Annotated in this window: 19 protein-coding genes; 7 read left to right on the forward strand and 12 right to left on the reverse strand. The window is 61.6% G+C overall.

Translation table 11 applies throughout. The features are described from left to right. Nucleotides 1–267: 267 nt before the first annotated feature. The 3 genes from GVV77_RS18555 to GVV77_RS07425 all read right to left on the reverse strand — a co-directional run bounded on the left by GVV77_RS18555 (nucleotide 268) and on the right by GVV77_RS07425 (nucleotide 3,083). Nucleotides 268–441 (reverse strand): helix-turn-helix domain-containing protein, encoded by a 174-nt coding sequence (locus GVV77_RS18555; protein WP_425483348.1) that lies wholly within the window; start codon nucleotides 439–441, stop codon nucleotides 268–270. Nucleotides 442–464: 23 nt separating this feature from the next. Continuing rightward, on the reverse strand, nucleotides 465–1,856 hold the full coding sequence (locus tag GVV77_RS07420) for a serine hydrolase domain-containing protein (RefSeq protein WP_159617513.1): 1,392 nt from the start codon (nucleotides 1,854–1,856) through the stop codon (nucleotides 465–467). 393 nt (nucleotides 1,857–2,249) lie between these two features. Beyond that, complete coding sequence (locus GVV77_RS07425) at nucleotides 2,250–3,083, reverse strand: alpha/beta fold hydrolase (RefSeq protein ID WP_159617514.1); 834 nt, start codon at nucleotides 3,081–3,083, stop codon at nucleotides 2,250–2,252. Between the two features lie 260 nt (nucleotides 3,084–3,343). Between GVV77_RS07425 and GVV77_RS07430 the strand changes: the two genes are divergently transcribed. The 3 genes from GVV77_RS07430 (at nucleotide 3,344) to GVV77_RS07440 (ending at nucleotide 5,813) form a co-directional block, all read left to right on the forward strand. Then, entirely contained in the window at nucleotides 3,344–4,540 is a 1,197-nt protein-coding gene (locus GVV77_RS07430; RefSeq protein ID WP_159617515.1) for a low temperature requirement protein A, read from the forward strand. Between the two features lie 105 nt (nucleotides 4,541–4,645). Continuing rightward, the gene (locus tag GVV77_RS07435) at nucleotides 4,646–4,876 is read left to right on the forward strand and encodes a hypothetical protein (RefSeq protein WP_159617516.1); all 231 of its coding nucleotides are present in this window, start codon (nucleotides 4,646–4,648) and stop codon (nucleotides 4,874–4,876) included. Between the two features lie 208 nt (nucleotides 4,877–5,084). Further along, the gene (locus GVV77_RS07440; protein WP_159617517.1) at nucleotides 5,085–5,813 is read left to right on the forward strand and encodes a DUF6518 family protein; all 729 of its coding nucleotides are present in this window, start codon (nucleotides 5,085–5,087) and stop codon (nucleotides 5,811–5,813) included. A gap of 209 nt (nucleotides 5,814–6,022) precedes the next feature. Here GVV77_RS07440 and GVV77_RS18205 read toward each other — a convergent pair whose 3' ends face one another. Next, nucleotides 6,023–6,280, reverse strand: a complete 258-nt coding sequence (locus GVV77_RS18205; RefSeq protein ID WP_210252842.1) for a hypothetical protein — start codon at nucleotides 6,278–6,280, stop codon at nucleotides 6,023–6,025. Between GVV77_RS18205 and GVV77_RS07445 the strand changes: the two genes are divergently transcribed. Continuing rightward, nucleotides 6,279–6,887: a hypothetical protein gene (locus GVV77_RS07445; protein WP_210252843.1), complete on the forward strand. Its 609-nt coding sequence runs from the start codon at nucleotides 6,279–6,281 to the stop codon at nucleotides 6,885–6,887. The genes GVV77_RS18205 and GVV77_RS07445 overlap by 2 nt on opposite strands. On the opposite strand, the gene GVV77_RS07450 is transcribed toward GVV77_RS07445, so the two are convergent. The 3 genes from GVV77_RS07450 to GVV77_RS07460 form a co-directional block, all read right to left on the reverse strand. Beyond that, a complete protein-coding gene (locus GVV77_RS07450) occupies nucleotides 6,829–7,545 on the reverse strand; it encodes an alpha/beta fold hydrolase (RefSeq protein WP_201293194.1) in 717 nt (238 codons plus the stop codon). The genes GVV77_RS07445 and GVV77_RS07450 overlap by 59 nt on opposite strands. Nucleotides 7,546–7,607: 62 nt before the next feature. Further along, the gene (locus GVV77_RS07455; RefSeq protein ID WP_159617520.1) at nucleotides 7,608–8,486 is read right to left on the reverse strand and encodes an alpha/beta fold hydrolase; all 879 of its coding nucleotides are present in this window, start codon (nucleotides 8,484–8,486) and stop codon (nucleotides 7,608–7,610) included. 233 nt (nucleotides 8,487–8,719) lie between these two features. Further along, complete coding sequence (locus tag GVV77_RS07460; protein ID WP_246199692.1) at nucleotides 8,720–9,418, reverse strand: trimeric intracellular cation channel family protein; 699 nt, start codon at nucleotides 9,416–9,418, stop codon at nucleotides 8,720–8,722. Nucleotides 9,419–9,717: 299 nt separating this feature from the next. Between GVV77_RS07460 and GVV77_RS07465 the strand changes: the two genes are divergently transcribed. Beyond that, nucleotides 9,718–10,392, forward strand: a complete 675-nt coding sequence (locus GVV77_RS07465; protein WP_159617521.1) for a GntR family transcriptional regulator — start codon at nucleotides 9,718–9,720, stop codon at nucleotides 10,390–10,392. A gap of 72 nt (nucleotides 10,393–10,464) precedes the next feature. Here the strand turns inward: GVV77_RS07465 and GVV77_RS07470 are convergent, their stop codons facing one another. Further along, on the reverse strand, nucleotides 10,465–11,205 hold the full coding sequence (locus GVV77_RS07470) for an MBL fold metallo-hydrolase (protein WP_159617522.1): 741 nt from the start codon (nucleotides 11,203–11,205) through the stop codon (nucleotides 10,465–10,467). Nucleotides 11,206–11,979: 774 nt separating this feature from the next. On the opposite strand from GVV77_RS07470, the gene GVV77_RS07475 reads away from it, so the two are divergent. Continuing rightward, nucleotides 11,980–12,990: a 1-aminocyclopropane-1-carboxylate deaminase gene (locus GVV77_RS07475; RefSeq protein WP_159617523.1), complete on the forward strand. Its 1,011-nt coding sequence runs from the start codon at nucleotides 11,980–11,982 to the stop codon at nucleotides 12,988–12,990. Between the two features lie 186 nt (nucleotides 12,991–13,176). Here the strand turns inward: GVV77_RS07475 and GVV77_RS07480 are convergent, their stop codons facing one another. From GVV77_RS07480 to GVV77_RS07495, 4 genes are all read right to left on the reverse strand, one after another. Continuing rightward, nucleotides 13,177–13,719, reverse strand: a complete 543-nt coding sequence (locus GVV77_RS07480) for a RidA family protein (RefSeq protein WP_159617524.1) — start codon at nucleotides 13,717–13,719, stop codon at nucleotides 13,177–13,179. Between the two features lie 49 nt (nucleotides 13,720–13,768). Then, nucleotides 13,769–14,932 (reverse strand): M20 metallopeptidase family protein, encoded by a 1,164-nt coding sequence (locus tag GVV77_RS07485; RefSeq protein ID WP_159617525.1) that lies wholly within the window; start codon nucleotides 14,930–14,932, stop codon nucleotides 13,769–13,771. A 217-nt stretch (nucleotides 14,933–15,149) separates the two neighbouring features. After that, a complete protein-coding gene (locus GVV77_RS07490; protein WP_246199693.1) occupies nucleotides 15,150–16,358 on the reverse strand; it encodes a DNA alkylation repair protein in 1,209 nt (402 codons plus the stop codon). A 66-nt stretch (nucleotides 16,359–16,424) separates the two neighbouring features. After that, entirely contained in the window at nucleotides 16,425–16,748 is a 324-nt protein-coding gene (locus tag GVV77_RS07495) for a nuclear transport factor 2 family protein (RefSeq protein ID WP_159617527.1), read from the reverse strand. A 185-nt stretch (nucleotides 16,749–16,933) separates the two neighbouring features. On the opposite strand from GVV77_RS07495, the gene GVV77_RS07500 reads away from it, so the two are divergent. Next, entirely contained in the window at nucleotides 16,934–17,464 is a 531-nt protein-coding gene (locus GVV77_RS07500; protein WP_159617528.1) for a MarR family winged helix-turn-helix transcriptional regulator, read from the forward strand. Nucleotides 17,465–17,555 lie beyond the last annotated feature (91 nt).

The raw sequence follows: 17,555 nt of genomic DNA on the forward strand, positions 1-17,555 counted from the left end.
CGAACTGCCAGTCATCGATATGACGCTGGCCTCCGAGCAGCTGACAGCCCTGAACCCCCTCGGAGGCAGCGGTTCCCTCGGGGTCGTCCTCATCGCCGTCATCCTCCTCGGCGTCCTGGCCGGGATCCTGCTCACCGGCGCCGCCCTCACCCTCAAACGCCGCAGCCTCTAACCCACCACCCAACCCCCACCAACGAACCCTCCAACCCGAATGGTTTTCGCATGACAAAGCGACCCCATGTCCAAGGACATGGGGTTGCTTAGGTGTCACAAGCGGGTTTTCGTTACCGACGCGGCGACAGCGGGTGTGCCCTCATCGCGGAGCAGAACTCGCAGCTCCAGCATGGCGCGGAAACGGGCGTTTCCATCGGCAAGGTCGGCTGTGCTCAAGTCGACGGCTCTCCTGAGCCGATAGCGGAATGTGTTCGGGTGCACCGACACCGAAACGCTGCGGTTGCCAATAATCAGTGGCTGGCAGCCCGGCGCACTGCGCGGCCGAGGTGCAGGTACTGTGCGCGGCCGGTGCCGTCATCGCCCAGGAAGGCGTGGGGCAGGTGCATTCCCTGCTGGCCCTTGAGCGGGATGAGGGTGTCCTCCTTCAGCCAGACCAACTCGGTGGTCTCGTTGTCCACCCCTATTTCCTCTCCGGCGTCCGTCGCGGTGATGGTCATCCACACCCGGCCCTCTTCATCCTGGGTGACATCGAGGTCAACCATCCGGGAGCTGTACGTGCCGAGGAAACGCTCTGGGTCGATGGTCTTCGGCTCGGACGGGGGCACCGGCATGGGTGGGAGTTCCACATCGGCGAGCTCCGAGAGAACGTGGGAAATCATCTCGTGGTAGAGACCGAACGGTTCGCCTCCATTCGTCAGGAGGGCGACGGCGACACCCTGTTTCGGGGCGATCCGGAGGAAAGCGTTCTGCCCGAGCGTGCTGCCGTCATGACCGATGATCTCACCGGCCGGCGTATCGTAGATCTCCCAGCCCAGGCCCCACGCATCGCCGAGAAGGCCAAAGTAGGGCAGCTCCACCTGACGTTCCTGCATGGCGGAGACCGCTCCGGGTGAGAGCACGACGGTCCCGTCATCGGCGGCACCACCGTTCATTTGCATCCTGGCGAAAGTGATCAGGTCCCGTGCCCGCATCGTCAGCGTTGTACCGGCAGGAGCGTTGGAGTAAGCCAGCGCCCAAAATGGAGCCGGAACGTACGCCGCGCCGGCCTCGGGCTGGACGTGGCCCACCGCGGCCCGGAACATGATCGCCTCATCGGCGCCGGTCGACGCGTGTGCCAGCCCCAGCGGCGTGATCAGGTGATCGCGCAGTGCGGTGCTGAACGGCTTGTCCCTGAGGACCTCCACCAGTCGGCCCAGGACGCAGTAGCCGGCGTTGTTGTAGGAAAACTGTTCACCCGGCGGGAAAAGCTGCGGGACGTCGCCGAGGCCGGCGATGAGCAACTTGACCGCGTCATCATTGCGGCCGGTGTCAGTAAAGATATCGCCTTCGAACCCGGCGGTGTGGCTCAGCAACTGACGAATGGTGATGACAGCGGCGGCTGACTCGTCTCCGAGCCGGAACTCCGGCAGGTACTCGCGGACGGGTCGGTCAATATCGACCAGGCCCTCATCGGCAAGCTGCATGACCAGAGTCGCCGTCCACAGTTTGGTGATCGATCCGATCTGGAACACGCTGTCGGTGGTGGCCTCGACCCCGGTGGAGAGATTGAGGATGCCCGCAGAACGGTCGATCACCTCTCCGTCGGCGTAGACAGCCACCGAAACGGCGGGGACGTTGTACTGCTCCGCGAGGGTGGCCAGGCGTTCGTCGATCCAATGGCTGATATCGGCAAGTGTTGTCATGCGGTTCAGTGTAGATTCGCCAAGCGATGGAACTTTCGGTCCATCCAACGGATTTCCACCTATATTTCGTTTGTTCGTACAAGGCGCAAATGGCCGAATAGAATCGCTCGATTGGGACTATAAGAAAAAGGTGTGTAAGGGTCCGGCTCGATCCGGAAGGAAACGGCCGTGATCGCGCCACCTACGGTCACCAACGCTGAAGTATCCACGAGTTCGGCTTTGTGCCTGGAACGGTTGAAAACTCCACTATGTACAGCCGACGGGAGGCTGCTCAGCGGCACGTACCCGCCGCGGTGCATGGGTTAAGCATCTCGTGATCCGTCGCCGGCTGTCAGGACGGAGCGTCCTGACAGCCGGCGACGGTTGGGCGCCGTGTTGTTGTTGCGGCCGGGGTTACTTGGCCAGGAAGCGCAGCAGGACCTCGTTGATCTCCGCTCCGTGCGTCCAGAGCATGCCGTGCGGCGCGTCCTCGATTTCGACGTACTCCGCGGAGGGCAGGCGCTTGGTGAATTCCCGGGCGGTGGCGTCGATCGGGAGGATGCGGTCATCGGTGCCGTGGACGATCAGGGCCGGGACGGTGACCTTCTCGATGTCCGGGCGGAAGTCGGTGAGCCACGAGTCGACGACGGCGAAGGAGGCGTACCAGGACGCGCCCGAGGCGACATTCCAGGCATTGCGCAGGGCTTCCTCGCTCAGCCGGTTGCCAAGGAAGTTGTCCGTGTTGAAGAAGTCGTTGTAGAAGTTCGTGAACCAGGCATAGCGGTCCTCGACGGCGGCGCTTCGGATGCCGTCGAACACGGTGGAGGGAACGCCGGTGGGGTTGTCGTCGGTCTGGAGGAGGAAGGGCTCCAGGGATGCGAGGAACACAGCCTTGGCGACGCGGGCCTCTCCGTAGGTGCCGATGTAGCGGCCCACCTCACCGCTGCCCATCGAGAAGCCGACGAGGACGACGTCGTTCACGTTTAGGGTCTCGAGGACGGTATTGAGGTCGGCGGCGAAGGTGTCGTAGTCGTACCCGGTGGTGGGCTGGCTGGACTTGCCGAACCCACGGCGGTCGTAGGTGATGACCCGGTATCCGGCGTTCAGGAGGGCGGCTGACTGCTTCTCCCAGGAGCCTCCGTCGAGCGGGTAGCCATGGATCAGCACGACGGGCTGTCCGCTTCCGTGGTCCTCGTAGTAAAGCTCGATATCGGTGCTGTTTTCGGTGCCGACTTTGATAAAGCCCATGTCCTACTTCCTCGTTTGATGTGAGAGAGGGGTCCTCCTCTCTTGGCGTTTGCATCGTCTCATCGACAATTCGCCAAACATACGATCAGACGAATCTTACGTTTTATGACCAACGGTCTTCCTGCCTGGGGAATCTCGCCGAGGAGTGGAGACATCGTGATCGTTCGAGCCGCATCCCAACGCTGAATACGGGACACGCGGGGGTGCGTCCACTCCCCCACAGGCCGGTCGAGGCCGCGCCGACACTTATTCTTGGATCCATGGCATCACCGCGAAATTCACTTCCGGCCGCACGGGTCTCGGACGAATCCCACCGGGTGACCACCTTCGAACTCTTCTTCGACCTGGTCTTCGTCTTCGCCTTCACCCGGGTCACCGGTTTCATGACGCACGAACATTCGTTCGTCGGCGTCCTGCAGGGGATGATCATCCTGACCCTGCTCTGGTGGTCCTGGGCGTCGTTCTCGTGGCTGTCCAACCAGACCCATGTCGATGAGGGCCTCATGCGGCTGGGGTTGTCCGTGGTCATGGTGGCCATGTTCCTCGCCTCCCTCGCCATCCCGGAGGCCTTCCATGACCTCGAGGGCGGCCTCAGCGGTCCCCTGGTGCTGGCGCTGGCCTACGTCGTCGTCCGCGTCCTGCACCTGACCCTGTACGCCTATGCGGCCGGCGATGACGAGCCCCTGCGCCGGCAGATCGCAAAGACCGCCGTGGGAGTGGTGCTCGGGTCGTCCCTGATTGTGACCGGGGCCCTGGTGGGAGGTCCGGCGCAGACCTGGTTCTGGCTTGCCGGAGTCGGCGTGGACGCTGCCATCACCTACCTCACCTCCCAGCATGGCAACTGGCGGGTGCATTCGGCGGCGCATTGGACGGAGCGGTACGGCCTCATCGTTATCCTGGCGCTCGGCGAATCGATCGTGGCGATCGGCGTCGGCGCCTCGCAGGAACCCGTGAGCACCCCTATCCTCGTCGGTGCCGTCTTTGGCGTCGCACTGTCCGTCTGCCTGTGGTGGCTTCACTTCGACGTCACCGCCATCGCCGCCGAGCACAGATTCGCCGCGCTGCGCGGGGCCGAAAGGGCCTCCGCCGCCGTCGACGCCTACACCTACCTGCACCTGCCTCTCGTCGCGGGGATCGTCCTGTCGGCGCTCGGGGTGGAGGACGTCCTGGCGCACGTCTACGAGACCGGGCCGTTCGGCGCCCTGGGGGCCGTCGCCCTCTTCGGCGGCGCGGCCCTGTACCTGCTGGGAAGTGCGGGGTTCTGGCGGCGGATCGGCGGGGGCTGGAACAGGTTGCGGCTCGGCGGTGCAGCTGTCCTCTCGGCCCTGATCCCTGCCGCAGCTCAGATCCCTCCGCTGGCCGCCCTGGTCCTGGTATCTGCCGCAGCAGCCGTCCTCGTCGCACTCGAGACTCTCATGTACCGAGGGACCCGGCTCGCAGTACGCTCGGGGCGCTGACAGGAATCAGCAGAAAGACGCCGACATGGCGCAAAGCGTGAAAGGGAGCCGGTTCGGCTTGGTTGAGGGATCGCTACGGGCGCCGCAAAGGTGTCAGAATGTCCCATGATCTTCTTTACGCCGAAACACCACAGCCCCGATCAGCACAGGGCAGGTGAGCCCTCGGACCGCGATCTTGACATCGACGTCGACGTTCTTTTTGACGCCGGGACGGTGGACCCAGACGCCGAACTCGCCGCCGAAAGGCAACTCAACCGCTTGCAGGAGCCGATCTTTCGCACCCCGAAACCGGGTCAGCACCTTGACGCCAAGGCTCTCGAGGACGACCTGAAGTAGACCCGGTGGCCGTGCTGCTCGCCGTTCTGCTCGCAGCATTCCAGGGCCCGCCGGAGCCGCTGCCCATGTCGGTGTACTGACCATGGAAGGACCTGAAGCACACCGGTTTCGAGGATCCAGCTAAGCCGCCATAATCTCGATCTTCATACTGCGAACAGGATCCGACCCGCTTACAGGCGCTGAAGTTCTCATGATTACCATTAACACCATGGCGAACTCATCAGGCGTCCCCGCTGCCGATAAGCGCTCCCTCTCCGGATTCATAAGGGCTAAGACCGCGCCGGCCTTCGCCGAGCCGCCGCCCACCGGCCCGACCCGGGCGTCTCGGGTCGGAGATCGTTTTCGTTCCTCGGCCATCGTTCTGCCGTTGTCATTCGTTCTGGGCGCACTCACCTCGCTGGGACAAACCTTTCTGCCGGAGTCGCTGAGTTCGGTAGCGAACTCCGCCGGCGGGTGGTCGGCCATGGCGTTCGCGTTGGTGTGGCTTTCACGGAGCAGGTACCTGAGTGGGATGGTCCTTGGGGTTGCTTCCTTCTACCTCCTCAACGTCGGGTACGCAGTGATCTCCGACCTCCGCGGATATTCTTGGTCACTGAGCCTGGGTAACTTCTTCGTCCTCATGAGTTTCGTCGCTGGGCCTCCAATTGGACTGGCTGCGGCCTGGATGCGCAGCCGGTCCACGTGGGTGGTGGCCATAGCGAGCTCGGCGTTTCCCGCAGTGCTGATAGGTGAGGGAATCTACGGCTTGACCGTCGTGGCTGAAACGACCAGCCCTGTGTACTGGATAATCTCGATCGCATCCGGGGTCGCGTTCGTGGCCGCAGTGAGCTTCATCCGACTCCGCTCGCCCGCTCCGACAGCCCTAAGCGTCGGCTTGACCGTCATCGGCGCAGCCGCGTTCCTCCAGATCTACGGAGCAGCCGGTTCACCCGGGTAGAAGCAGCTCACCCGGAACCGGAGGACCTTTTCGAGTAGGCCAGGGCGCAGGTTCTTTGGCCGTGAACAGGTCTTGGCGCCGCGGACGATTCAGAAATCATACGGGCCACCGCGGCCCGCTGGTGCGGCAGCGGAACGAAGTTCTTACCAGTTGTCTGGCCGGCGCGGCCACCGCCCCTCAGGCGGCGCCCGACGCGGCCTGAGCAGCTTCTACGGGCACAGCCTTTTCCAGATGAGCGCTCGGGTCCAGTTCGGATCCTGTTCGTTGGCGAACCACGCGGACGGCCCGAACTTGAGTTGGAACTTCGACTTGCCCAAGCTGTTCGATTCTTCTTCCACGTCGATATTGATGGGCCACTGGTATATTCCCGCCAATCTCGCGTCGATCCGGCGCACAAACCCCTCGCCCCGAGTCGCGTCGAGTTGGCGTCTAAGCGGTCCTTCGCTGATCACCGAGATGCTTCGCATGTTCACCCCCCTGGCGGAATCAGAGACGCCCGAGATTGGCAGCTATACGCTGAAGCACACCGCGGAAGCCGTCCTCAAGGAAACCCCTGCCCACTACGTGACCAACGGCCGGCTGATCTCGGCAGGAGCGGCTCCGGGTCTTCCCATCGCCGAGTATGAACGCGCCGGTGGACCGAACCTCCTGGTCGGGGTCCCGGAACACGAGCACGACTACGGATTCAGGGCGGTGCGCTCCGGACAGACGCGGCCGCAGGGGCATCACTACCGGCCGCCAGGCTACGAGCACCTGCAATCAGCCCTCGCGCAGTGCGCCGCGGGCGAGCCGGTTGCAGACCGCTGGGTCCGGCCGGCCCCCGCGGTCGAAGATCCGGCTCCGTTCCACGACTGGATGCTCGCCCAGGCCGACCGGGATGAACCGATCGGCGTTTTCGCCAGCGACTGCGCCCCGTGGGTCGGACAGCTGACATTATGTAACGGGGCGGGTTGTTCCGCGGTGCTCTTTTGGGGTGTGCGGCGCTGGGCGCCGCACACCCCAAAAGGTGCTCGGGTCAAGCCGCGGTACGTGCCGCCTCATCGACGGTGTCGGCCACCGCTTCCGGCTGCGTGAGGAAGACGGCGTGGCTGGCCGCGACCTCGGTGATCGCAGCGTTGGCGCGCTTGGCCATGTGCTGCAGCATGGCCTGGTCGAAGGCGCGGTCTTCGGTTGCGATGACGGCCCAGCTGGGCTTGTTCCGCCACGCCGCGTTGGTGACCGGGGTCGCAAATACTGCCATGTTGATGGGTACCTGCGAATCCCTGAGGAAGGCTGCGTCAGCGTCACTGGTGTCGTGCGCGAAGCCAGCCTTGAACTTGTGCCGGTTGATGTAGCCGTACCCGTCGTCGCCGACGTCGATAACGAAGTCGGGGGTCTCAGCGAAGCCCTCGTACTGCTCTGCTGCTGTTTCCCCTGTGTCGGGGGCCAGCGCCGAGACGTAGACCAGGCCGGCGACGTTCGGGTGGACGCCGGCTTCGGTGATGACGGTGCCTCCCCATGAGTGACCGACGAGGATCGAGGGGCCATCCTGCTGGTCCAGGACGCGGCGGGTGGCCGCGACGTCGTCCTCGAGCGAGGTCAGCGGGTTCTGCACGATCGACACCTTGTATCCGCGCGCGGTGAGGTTCTCGTACACCCCGCGCCATCCGGCGCCGTCGGTGAAGGCCCCGTGCACCAGCACGACGTTCGTGACCTTCTGCCCTGCTTTGGTGATTGTAACGTTCTCAGTCATGGTCCTCATCCTCTCGATTTCTGAATAAATTTCGTGTGCTTTTTGTACTTCGCACGCTTTTCTTACTGGGTGACTTCGTGGGCTGCTTTGGTGATCAGATCGGCGACTGCGCGGGGTTCGGAGACCGTCACGCCGTGTGAGGCATCAATTTCGACGACTTCAGCGTTGGCGCGTTCGGCCATAAACCTCATGGACTCTGCGGGGATGGCCAGGTCCTTGGTGGTGATCATCGACCAAGCGGGGATGGTCTTCCATGCGGCCTTCGTCGCGGTGTCCTGGAGGGCGGTTTCGGCGATCGGGCGCTGCGTTGCAGCCATCAGCTCCGCGATCATTTTTGAGATATCAGCGGCGAAGACGCGGCGGAACTCCTCCTGCTTGATGTAGAGGTCATTGCCAGTCCGCCCGTCGGGGGTCTCGAAGGCCACAGGCTGGAGGGCTGGCCCGAGCTCCCCGCCGGGGAACTTCGCAGCAAGCTCCCCGGTGCTCTCCCCGACATCGAGCTGGAAGCTGGCGACGTAGACCAGCGCCTTCACATCGGGCTGGCTTTCGGCTGCTTCGCTCATGACTGACCCGCCGTATGAGTGTCCGGCAAGCACAATCGGCCCATCGACGCTGTCGAGAACACTGCGCAAGTGTGCGGCATCTTCCTGCAGGCCACGCAGGGGGTTGGCCACAGAGATAACGGGGTACCCCTCGCGCTTCAGGCGTGGAATGACACCGTTCCAGCTCGAAGAATCGGCGAAGGCACCATGTACAAGGACGACAGTGGGCTTGTCCTCAGGCGTCGGAGAGTTGGCGGGAACCGACTGTGGGCTCGCGTTGACTGCAGCGGGAAGCAGCAGTGCAAGTGCTACCAGGGCAGCGAGGGCGACGATGACTCCCCTCCTATACCGGGCTCCGGTATGAAGGACAAAGCCGATTTTGGTGTTGAGCGTTGGCATGACATTTCCTAATTTGTTTGAACACGGTCGTTCGCTTGCGATATATCGGTCTGGAGAGCGACCGCTTTCGCATCAGTTCTTCTCCAGGCATTGCCGATAGGAGTTTCCGAGAGCGGGCATTGACGGATGACCGCCGCTGGGCGGAGTCCTGGGCGGGCCAGCCTTTAGAAGGACGGCTGAGCCGGATGAAGCGAGCGGCCCGAGGTGGGACGGAAGCGCTCAATGTCACCGGGTCAGGCCCGTGCCCGACGGCGGACGACTACTGCTGAGCGTTCAGGGAACCTCCAGCCGAGACTGACGGCCAGAAGTCGCACCACCGTTGTTAGCACTACAGAGGCAATAGCGGCATGGAAAACGGCTACACCGCTGTTGACAAGGAGGATGAGCAGCACCCCTCCGGCGGCGGCTGCAACCGCATAGAGCGATCCCACGTGCAGCAGAGCTACCGGAAGAGCAAGAGTGACATCACGCACCACGGATCCGCCCACCGCGGCCGCGGCTCCGACGAATACCGCCGGCACGGCAGGTACGCCGAGCGCGAGAGCTTTTGAGGTTCCAATGGCCCCGAAAAGTCCTATCGTCACCGCATCAAGCACGAGAATGAGCCGGTCGAGCCGGATGAAAAGGCGTTGTAACGCGATGCCTAGGAACGCAACTGCTGCAGCCACCAGGATGTACCAGTCCCCGTAGATGGCCACGGGTGGAACGCCGAGGAGCACGTCCCGCAACAGGCTGCCGCCAAGTGCTACCCCTACTCCAATCAGCACTCCCCCCAGGACATCGATTCGCCGATCGGAGAAGGGCCCTGCGAAGAGTGCGCCCTGCAATGCCCCAAGAGCCACTGCTGCAAGCTCGATCCATAAGGGAATTTCGAAGGGTGAGAGTGGCATCATCCGAAATCTCCTGACACTAGGGAACCTGAAGAGGTCCACGGATCCTACCGGCTGAAGGAGAGGGAACCGGGGACCCGATATGCAATATATTAGTCCGGTGATGAAGCTTGTCAAGGCAGCGCTACATCCGGAGCCAGCAGCGATCGGTCAGATGCCTACCGGGGACCTTGTGGGTAATCAGTGCGGTAGCGCGGCGCACATGCGGGGGCTGAAGGATCTTAAGGGCCATCCCTACGGCCAGCCGCCGGATGAGGATCTTCCGAGGAGCGGGGAAGCAGGATGCTGCATGTAGGGAGGGGTAGGTTGTAACTTCCACAGGCTTGTGACCAATATATTGAATGCCGATTCCCAAAGACACTCCTTCTGTTGACCGCTCTCTTCTGCGGGACGATGTTTACCTGCGGCTTCGTGATGCAATCGTTGACGGCACGTTCAAACCGGGGGAGCAGCTAAGAGACTCTGATCTCGCTGCCTGGATCGGTGTCAGCCGAACACCTGTACGGGAAGCATTGCTTAAGCTCGCCGATAGCGGGCTGGTCGTGACCCAGCCGGGTCGGTCAACAATCGTGAGCACAATTGAGACGCAGGCACTTTCCGATGCGCGCGATGTCGTGGCCGCAATGCACGAACTGGCCGTCCGCGAGACGATCGGAAAGCTCACCGAAGTGCACATCGATCGCATGCGTTCAGCCAATAGCCGCTTTCAGAAAGCCCTTGAGGCCGGTGACGCCATAGCGGCTCTTAAGGCAGATGACGAGCTGCACGCCGTCCCGGTCCGAGCCTCAGGTAACCAAGCGCTACAAGCTGTACTTGACCGGTTCGGGCCCGTTGTCCGCAGGGCCGAGCTTCTACGCTTCCGGTCATCCGATGGCCAGGCCTCACTGGAAAGACATACCAAACTCATCGAACTGTGTGCGAGCGGTAAGGCTGAGGATGCAAGGCGTCTTGCGTTTGACATGTGGAAGAGCTTGCCAAGTTCCATCGACTCTGTGGCGCAACCCCAGTCTGGCTGACGGTGAACGAGCATAGGCAGACCGCAGAGGTGGACTTGTCAGTACTGACCCGACTTGAACCGTCCTGCTGAGCTACTGTGCAAGGGCCTGCCCGACAAGGTTGTCGAGCGAGCCTGACCATGCTTCGCCATGTCCGGGCAGCACCGTCACATTTTTAAGGTGAGGAAGCTCCTGCAGCGCCTGTCGAGCCCGCGGGAGATCGTGGTGGAACATAGCCGGCAGCAGTTGGGGACCTGTCCTAGGCAGTGTGCGGTGGCCCGTGACCAGCGCATCTCCAGTGATGAGTACCTGTGCAGCTTCGAAGTAGTAGCCCGTATGTCCATTCGTATGTCCAGGCAAGGGCACTACGAGTGGCAGTCCCGGCACCCCTGCGCGACCTTCGGGGGTGAGCGGTACAGGCCGGGCATCCGCCACCTTCGTCTTTGCGTCGTCCTTCAGAAGGGGGGCGATGGCGGCCACCCAGGGAAGGACCCCGGGCCTTGCAATGTTCCAGGCAATATCTCGTATCCCAACCTGCTGCAGGTATTTTCGTTGCAGATGGGGTACTTCTGCCTCGGAACTGAAGACGGGGATGCCGTAGTCGCTGGAGAGCCACCGCGCCCCGCCGATATGGTCGGCGTGACCATGCGTGATGAGCACCGCACTCAATTCTTCGATCGCAACCCCTGCGCTGTCGAGCGAGCGAACGAGGTTTTCGCGCTGACCGGCGTATCCGGTATCTATCAACACGGTCCCGTCATCGCCGGCGTAAATGCTCCAGTTCACGTGCTCCGTCTGCACGAACGTCACCGGTCCGAACGAACGACTCTTCACAAGCTTTCCTCAATTCAATAGCAACTGGCACAGGGTGCGGGGGCCGCGCCCTCCCGGACTCCCGCGACACCGCGATACGAGCGCCTGCCCCCTCCACTGGGTCCAGGTGTTCGCCGGATAACTTTAGCCAACCGGGCCCAGATCCGCGTCCTACGCCGCAAGAAGTTGCGTGATTGGGCCAGGGCGGTCCTCACTTCGACGGTGGCTGCCGTCAGACTCGGAGGGGCACCGGGGAACCTCCGCATACACGGTGCGCTCGACGAGTCCGTCGCGTTCGAGGGATCGTAAAACTGGGTCCCGCCGCACAAAATGTGAATCGCGCGCAGCAAGGGCTACTATTTCCAGCCTGGTGCGGGTATCACCGTGTGGGAGCCACCGGAATACTCCATTTAGAAACGTGAGCGCCCGTACCGCTGGTGTCATACCTCGCATTGCTCGAGCGACCGTGAACCAGATGTTCGCTGGCACTCGAGGCACGGTGAGTGGCCTCATGCCCGCAGCGGAAGCCGAGCTCATCGGCTCCGGTACTGCAACGCCCTCGGCTCTCCTTCCGAACAACACCGCGTGAATAGCACCACAAAGAAGTTGACGAGAACCTTCGCAAGGCGCAATATGTTGCATATCGTCCTTACCATCATTATGCCGGCTCGTTGTGCTGGTTAGGCCGTGCCTCATCGGACAGGCAATTCGCCTGGCCGGAAGTCTTTTGCCGAGATGCGTGCGCTGACTCTAAACAGCTAACGGTCCTGCCCACTGTTCGGAAAGGGGTCGCTTGTGGCCATTGCAGATTTTGAGCGCTACCCTCTGACCTTTGGGCCCAGTCCGATTCACCACCTTCCCCGACTGACCTCTCATCTGGGTGGCGCCCAAATATGGGCTAAACGAGAGGACGTGAACAGCGGCCTTGCATTCGGTGGCAATAAGACCAGAAAGCTCGAGTACCTCATCCCGGAGGCTCTGGCACAAGGTGCAGACACGTTGGTATCTGTCGGGGGCTACCAGTCAAACCACACGCGCCAGGTCGCTGCCGTGGCTGCGAAGCTTGGAATGAAGGCCCGCCTAGTACAGGAAAACTGGGTTGACTGGCCTGATCCCTCATCGGATCGAGTCGGGAATATCCTCCTTTCAAGGATCATGGGCGCAGATGTCCAACTGGACGGTGCAGGGTTCGACATTGGAGTACGAAGCAGCTGGGAAGCTGCCATTGAGGAAGTGAAGGCCGCCGGGGGCACGCCGTATGCGATCCCCGCTGGAGCTTCGGATCACAGGCTTGGCGGGTTGGGCTTCGCCAACTGGGCCTATGAAGTGGAACAGCAGGAACGTGGCCTGGGAATATTCTTCGACACCATTGTCGTGTGCACAGTCACCGGCTCCACTCATGCGGGCATGATCGCCGGGTTCGCGGGTCAGGACCGCCCACGCAGGGTCATCGGTATCGATGCTTCCGCCACCCTTCAGAAGACCCGGGATCAGGTCGAACGCATTGCCAGACAGACAGCACGATTGATTGGGCTTGATCGGGAGCTGCGGGACGACGAGATCAACGTATTGGAGGGCTGGGCCGGGGATCGTTACGGAGTTCCCGTCGATTCAACGCTTGACGCAATACGCCTCGGCGCCTCGATAGAAGCCATGATCACCGACCCTGTTTATGAAGGCAAATCCTTGGCCGGCCTTATTGATCTGGTTACAAGCCGCGATATCCCAGCAACGAGCAACGTTCTGTACGCGCACCTTGGCGGCCAGCTGGCCTTAAACGCCTACAGCGCCTTGTTTCGTTCCTAGGACGACGCGGCGAGACCCGTTCCCCCGAGCTGCGTCCTATCAAGCAACCGGAAGGCCGGGTGGACCAGCGGGGAACCGGGTCACCCCGCTTCCGGTGAAAGTAACTGGTTTGAGGCCAGGCGACGCTCGATGACGGGGTTCTCGACAGAATCACCAACGTCAACAGTTCTTGTCGTTGCAGCCGATTCATGCCGCTTCATCGTCCATGCTGAAAGTGATAGCCAATGAGACGGACGAGTTCATGGGCAAATAGGAGGAATCGAGGACGTCCGCAACAAAGTCCGGGCTTAGAGGATAAAGGGAGGAGAGCAGGCTGATCGCCGCCTCCAGGATTTCGTCTTTCTGCGTAAAGTCCGGATCTGCATTTATAAATAGTGTAAGTTCGGTAACTGCCTTCAGTTCCGAAAGTGATGCAACTTTGCTCCTGATGAGGGCAAGTCCATTGATCACACAGATCTGAGCCGCTTCCACTCCGTGCTGCAATTCCCCCGAGCATTCAGATGCCCTCTGCGGACCGGCGGCGCTACCCGCGGAGACCCTCGGGGCCCTAATGGGGCCCTCCGCGAGGAGGTGGTGACCGAGGAGGGGGATTGAACCCACGGTTACCGATGATCCAGAGATGATGGCCGCGTTGTACTGCCGGTCAACCTCGTCAGACGAACGAAGAAGGTACCCCTCCCTTTCAATAAGTTCCTCGAACGCATTAGAGTCGCCTTCTTCAAGCATCATTTCTCCTAAGCTTAGAAGCACGGCACAGTGAAGCGGACCGCGCTTGCGGTCAGGTCGACTGGAGCCGTCGCCAGGCAAGTTCAGCAAGCGTTTCTGCCTGCTTGCCGAGCACGGAATCGTCGAAGATTGCGCCGGCAGAGTGCATGCCTGGGGCGCTTTCGACTAGCACGTCGGTCGGGCGAGCACCAAGAACGACGAGAGCCCCCGGTACTTGCTCGAGAACGTAAGCGAAGTCCTCCGTTGCCATGAGCGGCGCGGACAGGACCTGCACGCCGTCCCGGCCATGCAACCGTTCGAGGACATCGAGGGCGAAGGACGCCTCGTGCGGATCATTGATCGTGACCGGATACGAATCCTGGTAATCCGTTGTTGTCGGTGCTCCATGTGCCTCGCCGATGGCCGATACGAGAGGCACGAGCTTCTCGCGCATCAAGGCGAAGGTGTCACGGGAAAGCGTGCGAACACTCGCGCCGATGGTTACGCCGATCGGAAGTGCGTTCGGCGCGAGTTGCTCACTCGTGATTTTCAGAATGGACACCACGGCAGGATCAGTTGCCGGGACCCGCCGAGCGACGAAGCTCTGTACTGCGAGCACAATTTCGGCAGCGATTGGGATCGGGTCTATTGCATGCTCTGGGAAGGCGGGGTGGCCTCCGGTTCCGGAAACATGCACCTGTAGCGAACTGGAGCTGGCAAGCATCGGGCCGCTGCGGGTGAAGAACGTGCCGGAGTCTTTCATACAATCAACATGTACGGCGTAGGCAGCAACGGGCCGCTCACCTGCGGCCTCGAGCACACCTTCCTCAATCATCGTCCGCGCCCCGGCATAGCCCTCCTCTCCGGGCTGAAACATGAAAATTACGGTTCCGGGAAGCTCGTCGCGACGCTCGTGCAGCAGGCGAACCGCGCCGAGCAAACCGGCCACATGCAGATCATGCCCGCACGCATGCATCGCACCGGTACTGGACGCGAACGGCAAACCGCTGGGCTCGGTGATTGGCAGCGCATCCATATCAGCACGCAACAAGACGACCGGGCCCGGCTTGCCCCCACGCAGGACCGCAGTCACTGACGACAGGTCACGACCTGCTGTTATCTCCAGGTCGAGTTCTGTGAGCTCTTGGAGTACAAGAACTTGTGTCAGTGGAAGATCGAGGCCAATCTCAGCGTGACGATGAAGCTGTCTTCTCGTCGCTATGAGTTTCTCAAGCATCGGTGCAGCATCGAAGCGCCTGTGCACTATGTCAGGCACCCTCTCGGGGTGAGCGTTCTTCATTGTGTTCCTGTCGGTCTAGGTGCAGTCATTCGGGCATCTCGGTGGAACTGCCTTCACGAGGTGCCCTTTTGGCTTCCCAGCAAAGCCCAGCTGAGCCTAATATGCAATATATTACGGTGACTTCTGGTTCCGTAACCAGACGATCAAAGGTCCTTCATCCATCCAGGTCCCGCAACGGCTGTGCATGGCGTGGTGCTGTGTGGATTACTCGTTCTGTCAGGGCATTCACGGGCTGTCTTCTCTCTAATGCGTCAGATGCAGACTCGTCTGTGCTCGCGCCGACCACCGTGAAGTCCGCTGGTAGTGAGCGTGTGCCGTTTGCTTGCACGGTGACGAAGTGTGCCCCGGGGAAGTAGGTGCGGGTGCTGATCCGGCGGAAGGAGTGTGTCTTGGTGACTGTGACACTTTCGCCTGGCGCGATCTTTCGTGAGGTGAGCTTGAAGGTTTTGGGACTGATGGTCCGGTTGGAGCGCTGGAATCCGATGGAGTAGTCGATCGCGACAGCCGCCTCTGCGTCGTCCTCGTTGGTGATGACCGCGGTGAAGGTCAGCGCACCCTCGAGGTGCACGGTGTCGTTCGATAGTTCAGGTCGGTCCACGCGCAGGTGACGACCGGAGTATCCGACCAGCGTGAGTGCCTCCGGGTCGGCGTTCTTGATCAGGGTGCGAAGGCCGCGACGGATGACCCAGGAGGTGTGTGCGTCGGCGTTCTCAGCCCAGTTCCGAGCCGTGCGAGTGACGGTAGCGGGGTCGACTCGGCTGAGGTCATTGAGGTGGTTTGCGACCGACCGCCGCACATACTCCGAGGTATCGCGGTAGGTAGCGTCAAGGATTGCGCGCGTTGCGCCCGGGTGTTCGATCAGCCAGGGCACTCTGCGTGCCCAAGGCAAGTATGCGCGCGATCCCTCCGTTGCAAGACGTCGCACATGCTCATTCTCGTCGCGGGCCCAGACCGTCATTTTTGAGAGCGCCCGCTCAGGCCGTGCGTTGAGAAGGTTACGCACAGCGAACTCACTGCTCAGACGTGGCGTCAGGCTGGCGAGCAAGTCCATGCCAGTATCAAAATCCGGGGTCGAGTGACTGGCCAGGGCTTGTGAGCTGACTGCCTCTGTCACCGGCCAGATCATCCAGCCCGTGAAGCTTGGTTGCTCGAGCGCGGCTCTCACCAGTTGCTCCAGCTCTGAGAAATCATCCGGTGCATCCGCAAGGAACGCGTCTCGGACAATGTTGACCCTGTCCCGTAGGCGCTGTCCAGCGAGGATTTTCATTGCCTCGCTCAAGGCTCGGGGCTGCAATTGGGGTTCAGCAGCCATCAGGCTACGGCTAAGTGCACCAACAACCGTCGGGTTGATCAACTCGTCCATAGTTCCCATGAGAAGACTCCGATCTTCGGCCGGAGCAACGTGTGCGTTACTCCGGCCGACGAAGGTTTAGGCCAGATCGATGGACAGGCCCTTGACGAGATCGCCTTCGATGATGAAGTTGAATGCGAATGGCTGCGGGCTTCCTGGAAAGTCGCCGGCGGACGATGCAATCATCCGACTGTTCCCGAAAGACGTCGGGGTAATGACGATCTTGGGGGCAATCAAGTGGCTCCCGATCCAGGTGCGGATGCCAGCGTCGTCCGTGTAGGTCTTGCCGTCATCAGACACCACCGCGTCCGCCGCGAGCGTCGCCATCAGTGCATCGACGTCATGTGCGTTGTTCGCGGCGACGAAGTCCTCGATCGCCTTAGGGAGAGTGATGGCGCTCATCGTCTTCTCTTTCTCTTTGTCTGGGCGCGAACACGCCCGTATGGGTGGTGTGATCGGCAGAACGCCCACGGCCTTGAGAGCGAAAAGTTCGCCTCCGCGCCATCGACTTCCTGTCGTATAGGACAGTAACACAAAACACTGTCCTGAATGACAATAATTTCATTTCTACTCAGTAGAGTTTTGACATGAGCAACAATGCAGACTCCGGCGCAGCGCGACCCCGTCGCGCGAGTGACTTCCCGTACCGCTCCGAGTTGCTTGCCAACTTGAGCGCGCTGATCCTTCTGTGGGACTCCCCGACCTTTCAGGGCGAAGTTCTAGCGAAAAGCGGAGAGAGCATCGATCAGCAGTCGCATGCGACCCTCAGACACCTACTCGCCTGGGGCCCGATGCGCCCGACATCCCTATCCGAAGTGCTCGCCACCGGCGCGTCACACGTGAGCAAGATCGTGCGCCGACTCGAAGGTAATGGTTGGGTAGTGCGGACGACCGACCCCGCCGATGGTCGCGCGACCCTCATCAGCCTCACGGAAGCCGGCGAAGCCGCAGCTCACGGCGTGTACGCCCTCGGTGACCGCATGATCGCCGAGGTTCTCGACGAGTGGTCCGACAGCGACGTCCGCGCGTATACCGATCTGACAGCGAGATTCGTCGCAGATGCGATCGCATCAGCAGAACGAATGCTCGAACGAGGCCTCCTACCTCCCCAGGACTGAAACTTCATCCATCAGATATTATTGTCCTGTGGGACATTACTTGTGATACTGTCCTGTGCGACAGGGTTTTGACGCGGAGTTACGGAGTCAC

Origin of the sequence: Arthrobacter zhaoguopingii, assembly GCF_009828605.1 — a bacterium.
In the GTDB taxonomy this organism is placed as follows: domain Bacteria; phylum Actinomycetota; class Actinomycetes; order Actinomycetales; family Micrococcaceae; genus Arthrobacter_D; species Arthrobacter_D zhaoguopingii.

What these genes read in the sequence shown, in the direction of transcription:
- GVV77_RS07420 (WP_159617513.1), bottom strand. Translation starts at nt 1,856, where the DNA reads ATGACAACACTTGCCGATATCAGCCATTGGATCGACGAACGCCTGGCC.
- GVV77_RS07425 (WP_159617514.1), bottom strand. Translation starts at nt 3,083, where the DNA reads ATGGGCTTTATCAAAGTCGGCACCGAAAACAGCACCGATATCGAGCTT.
- GVV77_RS07430 (WP_159617515.1), top strand. Translation starts at nt 3,344, where the DNA reads ATGGCATCACCGCGAAATTCACTTCCGGCCGCACGGGTCTCGGACGAA.
- GVV77_RS07435 (WP_159617516.1), top strand. Translation starts at nt 4,646, where the DNA reads ATGATCTTCTTTACGCCGAAACACCACAGCCCCGATCAGCACAGGGCA.
- GVV77_RS07440 (WP_159617517.1), top strand. Translation starts at nt 5,085, where the DNA reads ATGGCGAACTCATCAGGCGTCCCCGCTGCCGATAAGCGCTCCCTCTCC.
- GVV77_RS07445 (WP_210252843.1), top strand. Translation starts at nt 6,279, where the DNA reads ATGTTCACCCCCCTGGCGGAATCAGAGACGCCCGAGATTGGCAGCTAT.
- GVV77_RS18205 (WP_210252842.1), bottom strand. Translation starts at nt 6,280, where the DNA reads ATGCGAAGCATCTCGGTGATCAGCGAAGGACCGCTTAGACGCCAACTC.
- GVV77_RS07450 (WP_201293194.1), bottom strand. Translation starts at nt 7,545, where the DNA reads ATGACTGAGAACGTTACAATCACCAAAGCAGGGCAGAAGGTCACGAAC.
- GVV77_RS07455 (WP_159617520.1), bottom strand. Translation starts at nt 8,486, where the DNA reads ATGCCAACGCTCAACACCAAAATCGGCTTTGTCCTTCATACCGGAGCC.
- GVV77_RS07465 (WP_159617521.1), top strand. Translation starts at nt 9,718, where the DNA reads ATGCCGATTCCCAAAGACACTCCTTCTGTTGACCGCTCTCTTCTGCGG.
- GVV77_RS07480 (WP_159617524.1), bottom strand. Translation starts at nt 13,719, where the DNA reads ATGATGCTTGAAGAAGGCGACTCTAATGCGTTCGAGGAACTTATTGAA.
- GVV77_RS07485 (WP_159617525.1), bottom strand. Translation starts at nt 14,932, where the DNA reads ATGCTTGAGAAACTCATAGCGACGAGAAGACAGCTTCATCGTCACGCT.
- GVV77_RS07490 (WP_246199693.1), bottom strand. Translation starts at nt 16,358, where the DNA reads ATGGACGAGTTGATCAACCCGACGGTTGTTGGTGCACTTAGCCGTAGC.
- GVV77_RS07495 (WP_159617527.1), bottom strand. Translation starts at nt 16,748, where the DNA reads ATGAGCGCCATCACTCTCCCTAAGGCGATCGAGGACTTCGTCGCCGCG.
- GVV77_RS07500 (WP_159617528.1), top strand. Translation starts at nt 16,934, where the DNA reads ATGAGCAACAATGCAGACTCCGGCGCAGCGCGACCCCGTCGCGCGAGT.